Origin of the sequence: Nocardia miyunensis NBRC 108239 (genome assembly GCF_001613065.1) — a bacterium.
GTDB classification, from domain to species: Bacteria; Actinomycetota; Actinomycetes; order Mycobacteriales; family Mycobacteriaceae; genus Nocardia; species Nocardia miyunensis.
In genome coordinates this window covers 1-1,418 of record NZ_BDBQ01000003.1, presented here as the reverse complement: position 1 = coordinate 1,418, position 1,418 = coordinate 1, and the positions used below count along the sequence as shown (strand labels likewise).

At 67.4% G+C, this 1,418-nt stretch carries 1 protein-coding gene; it reads left to right on the top strand.

Annotated features, from left to right (window positions below; translation table 11 throughout):
• A partial coding sequence (locus tag NM2_RS03015; protein ID WP_245717816.1) for an LCP family protein occupies positions 1-1,024 on the top strand: 1,024 nt, incomplete at its 5' end.
• Positions 1,025-1,418 lie beyond the last annotated feature (394 nt).

Genomic DNA, 1,418 nt, shown 5'->3' with positions numbered 1-1,418 from the left:
CCCGCCGCCCGCGCCGCCCCTCCCGCCCACACGACGCCGCCGGGAACCCCAGCCGCGTCAACCCCGGGTGCGCCGTCGGCGACATTGGGGACGTTGGTTCCTGGCACTGCTGCTGGTGCTGATCCTCACACCGATCGCGGCCGGGATCTATCTGGACAGCTCGCTGCACCGCATCGACGCGCTGGCCGGCTATTCCGGACGGGTAGGGCAGACCGCGGGAACCAATTGGCTGCTGACCGGTTCGGACAGTCGCGAGGGGCTGACCCAGGCACAGGAGCAGCAACTCTCCACCGGCGACGAGGCCGATGCGGGCGGTGAGCGCAGCGACACCATCATGTTGGTGCACATTCCGCAGTCGGGCCCGACCACTATCGTCAGCCTCCCGCGCGATTCCTATGTGCCCATTCCGGGTCACGGCCGCGACAAACTGAATGCGGCCTTCGCCGAGGGCGGCCCGAAACTGCTGGTACAGACCGTGGAAACCGCGACCGGTCTGCATATCGACCATTTCGCGAAGATCGGCTTCGGCGGGTTCGCGAATATGGTGGACGCGGTCGGCGGCATCGATATGTGTCTGCCGAATGCGATCGACGATCCGAAGGCCGGGCTCAACCTCCCCGCGGGCTGCCAGCACCTGAACGGCACGCAGGCACTGGGATTCGTGCGCACCCGCGCCACCCCGCGCGCGGATCTGGACCGGATGAACAATCAGCGCATGTTCCTCGCCGCCCTGCTGAAGAAGGCGACCAGCGCGGGCACCCTGGCCAACCCGTTCAAACTGTGGCCGCTGGCCACCGGAATCACCGGCACACTGCAGGTGGACAACGGCGATCACATCTGGGCCCTGGGCCGCCTGGCCTGGGCGCTGCACGCGAACACCGTCACGACCACCGTCCCCATCGGCGGCTTCGAGACCGTCGACGGCAGCGGCAGCGTCCTGCTCTGGGACAAAAGCCAGGCCAGCCAGTTCTTCGCCGACCTGGCCGCCGACAAACCGATCCCGGACGACCTACTCACCAAGTAAGTCCAGCCGGCCCGTTCCCGAGCCGCCACCCGAACCTCGCCGGTGCACGAGAAGCGGGCCGTCGCAGACGAAGACCGAATCCCGTTGCGGGCCAGAGCCATGGAGCGGATCCGTCTCACTCAGCGCAGGGTGACCCGACGCGAGCGCAACCCGTCACGTGAACACCGCTCATCCGGAGCAGCGGTGGCCCGCCGAAAATGAACAGCCGCACTCGGACAGGCCGAATTCCATTACGAACGCTACTCATTCGCCGTGACCGAGTCGGCGCAGAGTGGCCCGAGGCGAGCGCATCCGCTCACGCGAGCCACCCTCATCCGGAATGAATTACTCGTCGGAGCCGAGACTCCGGCCCGACGCGGGCCGAATTCCATTGCGGGCCCGAGCATTCAGCCCG